The following is a 7,579-nucleotide window of genomic DNA, read 5'->3' on the forward strand; positions in this document are numbered from 1 at the left end:
GCAGCGGGGCCGAGCGCAGCCGGTGCACGATCACGCCGTCCTCCACCCCGGCCATCGCCGGGCCCTGGTCGGACTGGCAGATCACGTGCACCTCGTTACCCCGCGCGGCCAGCCCGGTCGCCAGCCGATGGGTGAACACCGCCGCGCCGTTCACATCAGGCGGATAGGTGTCGCCGGCCACGAGAATCCTGCGAGGGCGCACGAGAGCGGCGAGACCGGGAACGCCGCGCAGCGGCATGGCCATGACAGGTGACTCCAATACGTCAGCGACTCCGATATGTCAGCGACTTCGATATGTCAGCGACTTCGGTACGTCAGCGCGCGGCGCTCTTGATGAGGTCGGCCGTCACCGCGGCCTGCGAGATCATCGCGACGTGCGAGGCGCCGACCTCGTGAACCCGTGACCCGGCCCGCCGCGCCATGAACCGCTGTGCGGCGACAGGAAGCACCTGGTCGTTGCGGGCGACGAGGTAATAGGAGGGAATGGCCTTCCACGCCGGCGCCCCGGACGGCTCCCCGAGCGTGCGCGTGTCAGCGGGCCGCTGACCGGCCTGCATCAGATCGGTGGCCGCCCTCGGCACGTCCTTGGCGAAGACATCGTGGAACACCCCTTTCTTGATGTATCCGTCGACGAGGCCATCACCGTAAGGGCGGAAATCCAGCGCCGCCTCGTCGAGTTTGCTTCCCGGATATTTCGTCTGCAGTTGCAGCAGCGACTCCCCCTCGTCGGGGGCGAATGCGGCCACGTAGACCAGCGCCTTCACGTTCGGATTACCGGTCGCGGCGTTCGTGATGACGATCCCGCCGTAGGAATGCGCGGCGAGAACGATCGGGCCGCTGAGCGTGGCGAGAACGGAGGCCAGGTAGGCGGAGTCGGTGGCCACACTGCGCAGCGGGTTCGCCGGGGCGATCACCGGATAGTTCTCGCGGATGAGCCTGGCGCTGACGTCGTTCCAGCCGGAGGAGTCGGCGAACGCGCCGTGCACGAGCACCACGGTGGGTTTGGGCCTGGCGCCCGGCCGGGGCTGGGCCCGCGCCTCGGACGTTCCCAGCAGGGCGCCGGTCGCGACAGCGGCGGATCCGGCCAGCACCGCTCGGCGGGTCGTGGTCATGGTGGGGTCCTTTCGATGTGTTCAACCGGCACCTCAATTGCGGGTCACAGTAGATCCCGGACAGTGGACGATTGCTGAGTCGATCAATTCAGTCTTTGAGAAGTACGCCGGCCTAACCTGCGGGCATGAACACAAGAAAGAGCGAGACCGCCCGGAAATGGGGCCTGCGCATTCATCTGTTCTTTTATGTCCTGTCCAATGTGGCCCAGGTCGTGGTGTGGTCCCTCTACGACTCGGGAAACCACTTCTGGCCGGTGTGGTCGATAGTCTTCTGGGGCATCGGCCTGGCTTTTCACTTCTGGAGCGTTTACTCGCCGCCCCGGCCGAATACCGAGCACTGAGCCACGTCGTTCTTCCGGGCGACCCCATCACGGCCAGCGCGGGCGCGTCACATCCCGGCATTCCGGCCACGTGACGTCGTACACCCCCACAACCTTGATTGACAGCACTTTCTACGACCAATCGCGCGCCCGTATACTCGGTGCACGCTGCGGTCCGAAACGGGTCGCAAGCGGACCAATCTGTCATGTCCATCCGGGAGTCGACGTGACCGGGCCCGCTCATCCCGTCCGGCCCGACGGCGCCGGTTCACTGCGCCTACAGGTCCTCGGTCCGTTGCGGCTGTGGCGCGACGGCGCCGAACTGGACGTCGGCCCACGTCAGCAGGGGCAGCTGCTGGCCCTGCTCCTGGCACGCGTGGGCCACCCGGTCAGCACGAGGGAACTGATCGACCTGATCTGGGCCGACGACGCCCCCGCCAGCGCGCTCAACCTCATCCAGAAGTACGTCGGCGCACTGCGGCGGGTGCTCGAACCCGCGCTCCCCGCCCGGACAGCCGGTAAATACCTGCATCGCCGCGGCAACGCGTACGTGTTCAGCGCCGGCCCCGGCACGCTGGACCTCCTCACGTTCCGGGAGCTCCTCGAAGCCGCCCGGGCCGCCCTCGCCCATCAGGCGCACGACGTAGCGCTTGGCGTGGCTCGCGACGTGGCGCTCGATCACTATGTCGACGCGCTCGGCCTCTGGCGTGGACCCGCGGGGGACGGTTTGTCCTACGGACCGACCGCGATGCCGATCCTGGCCGCCCTCGACGACGAGTTCTACGCCGCCTGCGCGACGGCGGCCGAACTGGCCGTGTCGTCACGCCGACCGGAGCGGGTGATCCCGCCGTTGCAGTTGGCGGCGTCGATGGCGCCGTTCCACGAACCCGTACATTCCGCTCTCATCACCGCGCTGGGCGCCGCCGGACGGCAGGCGGAGGCGCTGTCAGCGTTCCACGCGGTCCGTGACCGCCTCGCCGAGGAGCTCGGCATCGACCCCGGCCCGGCGCTGCAGGCCGCGCACCTGCGCGTGCTGACGCAGACTCCGGCAACGCCGCTGGTCACGGGCATGGAGAGCGGGGATGATCGCGTACCGGCGAGACATGCTGCCGGTCCGGTCGGCCAGGGTCTGGTCGGTCGAGGTGAGGAACTAAGCGCGCTGCGCCAAGCCATCGAGGCGGCGCTCACCGGCCGTACCGGGCTCGCCGTCGTCGAAGGCGAACCGGGCTCGGGCAAGACGCGCCTCCTGGAAGAGGCCGCCGACACCGCGGACCGGCATGGCGCGCTCGTCGTCTGGGCCTCCTGTCTGGAAGGCGATGGAACGCCCTCGATGTGGCCGTGGGAGCAGGCGCTCACCATCGTCCTCGACCGCCTGCCCGGGACGGCGCGCGAGAAGTGGCTGGCCAGCGAACTCGGCCGCCTCCTCGAACCCCGGGACGACGACACCGCGCCGCCGCTCTCCGGCGGTCGCGCCCAGTTCCGCCTGTTCGAGCAGGTCGTCACCTTCATCGGCCAGGCCTCGGCGGAACGGCCGACGCTGCTCGTCATGGACGACCTGCAATGGATCGACGCCACCTCGCTCCAGCTGTTCAACCATCTGGCGGGCCGGCTCCCCGCCGGCACCGCGATCGTCGGCGCCCTTCGCGACCGCGCGCCCACCCCCGGCCCCGACCTGTCGCGGGTCCTGGCCGCCGCCAGCCGGCTGCCCAACCACCGCAGGATCCACCTCGGCCCGCTCAGCCTGACCGACGTGACCGAACTCATCCGCCGCGAGACCGGCCATGAACCTGGCGCGAACATCGCCCGCAACATCCACGTCCGTACCTCCGGCAACCCCTTCTACGTCCGTGAGCTGTCACGCCTCCTCAGCGACCGCGGCGGACTTGGCGACCGCGGCGGACTCGGCGACCGCGAGGGGCCCGGCGACCGAGGCGCGCTCGGCGACAGCAGGGGTGATGGTGACGGTGATGGTGACGCGTCGGCCTCGGCCGGGGTGCCGTCCACCGTGCGAGACGTCGTCCGCGACCGGATGGCCGGCCTCGACGACAGCACCCGCGACCTGCTCCGGCTCGCCGCCCTGATCGGCCGCGACGTCGACCTCGGCCTGCTCGCCCGCGCCGCTGACATCGACGTCGCGAACTGCCTCGAACACCTCGAACCGCTGCGCGCGCTCGGCCTGCTCGAAACAGGGCCGCAGGACCCGTTCTCGTGGCGCTTCGCACACGACCTCGTTCGCGAATCGGTCACCGAGACAACGGAGCAGCTACGGGCCATCCGGCTGCACCTGCGCGTCGCGGACGCGCTCGAAGGGAGCCGGACGGACGACGAGTCGATCACCGAATGCCTCGCCTTCCACCTGTGCGCCGCCGGCCCCCTCGCCGACCCGGTCCGTACCGTGGAGGCGCTCAAGCGCGCCGGCCGCCGTGCGACGACCAAGCTCGCGTTCGCCGCCGCCGATCGGCACCTGCAAACGGGCGCCCAGATCGCGCGGAACGCCGGGCTCCCCGAGCTCGAACTCTCCGCCCTCTCGCTGCTCGCCATCGCCCCGCGCCGGCAGGCGGGGTTCGGCGGCACCACGTTCGACCTGCTGGAACGTGCCGAACAGCTGGCCCGCCAGCTCGGCCGCGAGGTCGAGGCGGCCGGCCTCCTCTTCGCCCGCCTGTTCGGGGCCTACACCTTCCTGGAGTGGGACCGCGTGCGCCTGGTCCGCCGACTGTACGAGCAGGGGGAAGCGTCCTCCGATCCGGTCGTCCGCGTGTACGGCCGGCAAGCCTGGGGCCTGCACCAGTGGGACATCGGCGAGATCGACGCGGCGTACCGATGCTTCAGCGAGAACAACCCCGCCCTGCTCGAAGGGGTCGTCTCCGCGCACAGCGAGACCCCGATCCGGCGTGACGTCTCGGGCGAGTGGCCCGGCTGGCACGCCGTCGTGACGGCACTGCACGGCGATGTCGAGACGGCGGAAACCATCATCGACAAGTGGAACGGCCCCGACGACTCGTACGCGGTCGCGACCTGGGCCTACTACACCACGATCATCGCTTCGATGGCCGGTGACCCCGGCTGGGTGCTGCGCACGATCGACCGGTGGATGACCGCGGGCACCGGCCGCGCCGCCGTCCAGCAGGAGCACTACATCCGGCTGAACTGGTACTGGGCCCGCGCCCTCACCGGCGACGACCCGGCCGGCATCGCCGCGGAGACGGACCGGATCCTGGCCGAGACCCTGGTCGACCCGCCGCGGTGGGGCGTCGCGTACCACCACGCGTTGAGCGCCGAAATGTGGCTGGCCGCCGACATGCCGGACAAGGCGGGCGCCGCCCTCGACCGAGCGGCCCAGGCCCTCGACGCCTACGGCCAGCGCTACGCCGAAGGACTCGTCCTGCTGCTGCGGGCGCGCCTGCTCCACGCCCGCGGCGAACCGGCCGACGTCGTACGAGCCGCCGCCGAGGAGGCCCGCGACCGGTCCGCCGAACGCGGTTCCCACCTCTTCGCCCGCCGCGCCGAGAAGCTGCTCACCTAACTCTGACCGACTGCCCGGCACCTCGGTGCGTCGTCAGATCATGACGTCAGGCTTGTACGAGCTCGACGCCGGATCAGCCACCCGAACCCGGTCGCCGTGAAGAACATGACAATTCCGTACACCGCGCCCGGAATGGCGATCTCAGCGCTGTTCAACAGCGTCGGACTCAGCGCGACCGTGATGGCGAGCGCGGTGTTGTGAATGCCGATCTCAAACCCCGCCGCAGTGGCCGCACGATGCTCAACGCCAGCCAGACGCGGCACGCCGTACCCGATCACCAGGCTCACGACATTGAAGACCAAGGCGGCCAGCCCAACCGAGACAAAATAACCGACAAGGTTCTCCCGCTCCGAATACAGCACGGCATAGATCACCCCGACCAGCACCACAACCGACACTACCCGAACGGGAAGGTTGAGCCGCCGCGCCACCTCCGGCGCCCGCCCACGCACCAGCATCCCGGCCGCGACCGGCACGATCACCATCACGAAGACCTGCATCACCTTGTCGAACTGCAGCCCAATGGCAGCCCCGCCGGACAGGAAGAACCCTGCCGAAAGGTTCACCACGATCGGCAAGGTGACCACGGCCAGCACCGAGTTGATCGCCGTGAGCGTGACGTTCAACGCGACGTTCCCGCCGAACAGGTGGCTGAACAGGTTGGCCGTAGGCCCCCCAGGCGACGCCGCCACCAGCAGCAACCCGACCGCCAACTCCGCCGGAAGCCGGAAGGCGAGCACCAGGGCGAAGCAGACCACGGGCAGCAGCATGATCTGGCACAGCAGCGCGACCACGGCCGCCTTCGGGTACTGGCCCACTCGCCGGAAGTCGTCCAGGGTCAGGCTGAGACCGAGGCCGAACATGACGATGCCGATGGCGAAGGGCAAACTGGCCAAGATCAATGCGGAGCCCATGGCGGACATTCTCGGGCATACCCACAGGTTCTGGTAGGTCGCCGTGCTCCAGCCGAGGGCCGCGAACGTCCCCCACAACCCCACCGGCCAGAATCTCTCTTAAGGGACCCGCCTCAGGTGAGGGGAGCACGAAGGAGACATATGGACGACAGTGTGTCGATGGCTCAGCTTGTCCATCGTCTGGAAGGGGTGGTACGCGAACTGCGAGGCATCCCTGTCGACGTCGAGCGAGTCGATGACGATGCGCTCGTCCGGCAGCACATCGCGCAGGTCGTCCCCGCGGCCGGCGAGCTGCGCGCGCTGCATCCTTTGGGCGCGGTGGAGAAGGGCTCCGAGGAGCACAGAAGCAGGCGTAACGTGCTCGACGCCCTGGAACGCGGCATGACGATGCGCACGGTCGTCCACGCGAACGTGATGGACGACTCACGCAAGGCAGCCCGGATCAGGCAGCTACATGCCGCTGGCGACCTGCATCGAGTCGTCGACGAGCCGATCCAGCAACTGCTCATCTTCGATCGCGCGGTCGCGTTCCTTCGGATGACCCCCTTCGCCTACGCTCCCGGCACCCTGGTGATCAGACAGCAGAGCGTCCTCACCGCCCTCATCGACCTGTTTGAGCGGACCTGGGCCAACGCCAGGGACGTCGACGAGCCGACGCACACGCTGAGCGCACGCGAACGCGAGGTGCTCGCCCTGATCGCGCAAGGGCGCTCCAACGGCGCCGTCGCGAGCGCCCTGTCGATCACGGAGGCAGCCGTCGGGAAGCATGTGGCCAGCGTGTTCGCCAAGCTCGAACTGCCCGAGAACCCGGACGACAACCGACGAGTGCTGGCGGTGCTCGCCTACCTGCGCGGCACGGCGAGATAATGCCACTACTTGCGCGGCGCGGCGAGGTAATGCCACTGCCTGCGCGGCACGGCGAGGTAGTGCCACACCGACCACGTTCTCGCCCCAGCCCCCACGCGGACGGAAGCCGGCCCGGACTTCAATGACCTCATGCAACGAATGAACGGATTGCTGATCGGCGCCATCTTCGGTGCGGTCTTCGTCGTCGTGAACGCCCAGAGCCCGCTCAACACCATCACCGCCAGCATTCTGCGAGCAGCTGCCTGCGTGGCGGCCGCAAGCGTCATCGCCATGTGGTTCACCATCGCCCGGAGGGAGCGCTCCACCGGAGAACGACAGCGGAACATGTTCAGCCGCGGCTACCTGATCATCGTCGCCGCCGAGGCGATCCTGCTCTTCGGCGGCCTTCGGTTGCTGGCCGCCTGGGAAGTCCCCGAGCAGGCCAACGTAGCCTGGGTGGCGTTGGTGGTAGGCATGCACTTCATCGCACTGGCGCCGATCTGGAAAGACTGGAGAATCGCCGCGCCCGGCGCGGCTCTCACCTTGCTCGGCGCGGCCGGTCTCGCCATGGCACCGACGACCGCCCTCGTGTGGGTGCCGTTCGTCAGCGGCGTCCTGTCCGGAGTGGTGCTGCTGGCAGGCTCCGTCGGTTTCGGCTGGCGCGCCGTAACAACTAGGCACCCGATGCGGATGGGTGGACATCTGTAAGTCAGGACCTGCACCACCCCTGACCGGCCCTTTTCCTGTGCCGGACGCCTCGCCCGGATCAGCACACAATCCGCGAAATCGGCAGCGTAGCCACCCGTAGACCGTGGACAGCCGGACACAACGTAAGAGGCCCGTCACCGCGTTTCCGCTGGTGAC

At 68.8% G+C, this 7,579-nt stretch carries 7 protein-coding genes; 4 read left to right on the top strand and 3 right to left on the bottom strand.

What is annotated here, in order from left to right; all coding sequences use genetic code 11:
- Both KME77_RS02525 and KME77_RS02530 read right to left on the bottom strand, forming a co-directional pair.
- A partial coding sequence (locus tag KME77_RS02525) for a glycosyltransferase (protein WP_219461352.1) occupies positions 1-244 on the bottom strand: 244 nt, incomplete at its 3' end.
- 70 nt (positions 245-314) lie between these two features.
- Positions 315-1,112 carry an alpha/beta fold hydrolase gene (locus KME77_RS02530; RefSeq protein ID WP_219461355.1) on the bottom strand — a complete coding sequence of 266 codons (798 nt, stop codon included), beginning with the start codon at positions 1,110-1,112 and terminating at the stop codon, positions 315-317.
- A gap of 125 nt (positions 1,113-1,237) precedes the next feature.
- On the opposite strand from KME77_RS02530, the gene KME77_RS02535 reads away from it, so the two are divergent.
- Positions 1,238-1,453, top strand: a complete 216-nt coding sequence (locus KME77_RS02535; protein ID WP_219461358.1) for a 2TM domain-containing protein — start codon at positions 1,238-1,240, stop codon at positions 1,451-1,453.
- A gap of 205 nt (positions 1,454-1,658) precedes the next feature.
- Positions 1,659-4,955, top strand: a complete 3,297-nt coding sequence (locus tag KME77_RS02540; protein ID WP_219461361.1) for an ATP-binding protein — start codon at positions 1,659-1,661, stop codon at positions 4,953-4,955.
- A 38-nt stretch (positions 4,956-4,993) separates the two neighbouring features.
- Here KME77_RS02540 and KME77_RS02545 read toward each other — a convergent pair whose 3' ends face one another.
- The gene (locus KME77_RS02545; RefSeq protein ID WP_219461364.1) at positions 4,994-5,869 is read right to left on the bottom strand and encodes a bile acid:sodium symporter family protein; all 876 of its coding nucleotides are present in this window, start codon (positions 5,867-5,869) and stop codon (positions 4,994-4,996) included.
- A 141-nt stretch (positions 5,870-6,010) separates the two neighbouring features.
- On the opposite strand from KME77_RS02545, the gene KME77_RS02550 reads away from it, so the two are divergent.
- Positions 6,011-6,736 carry a helix-turn-helix transcriptional regulator gene (locus KME77_RS02550; protein WP_246609061.1) on the top strand — a complete coding sequence of 242 codons (726 nt, stop codon included), beginning with the start codon at positions 6,011-6,013 and terminating at the stop codon, positions 6,734-6,736.
- A 138-nt stretch (positions 6,737-6,874) separates the two neighbouring features.
- On the top strand, positions 6,875-7,423 hold the full coding sequence (locus KME77_RS02555; protein WP_219461367.1) for a hypothetical protein: 549 nt from the start codon (positions 6,875-6,877) through the stop codon (positions 7,421-7,423).
- The last annotated feature ends 156 nt before the right edge of the window (positions 7,424-7,579 follow it).

The organism is Nonomuraea rhizosphaerae, from assembly GCF_019396405.1.
GTDB classification, from domain to species: domain Bacteria; phylum Actinomycetota; class Actinomycetes; order Streptosporangiales; family Streptosporangiaceae; genus Nonomuraea; species Nonomuraea rhizosphaerae.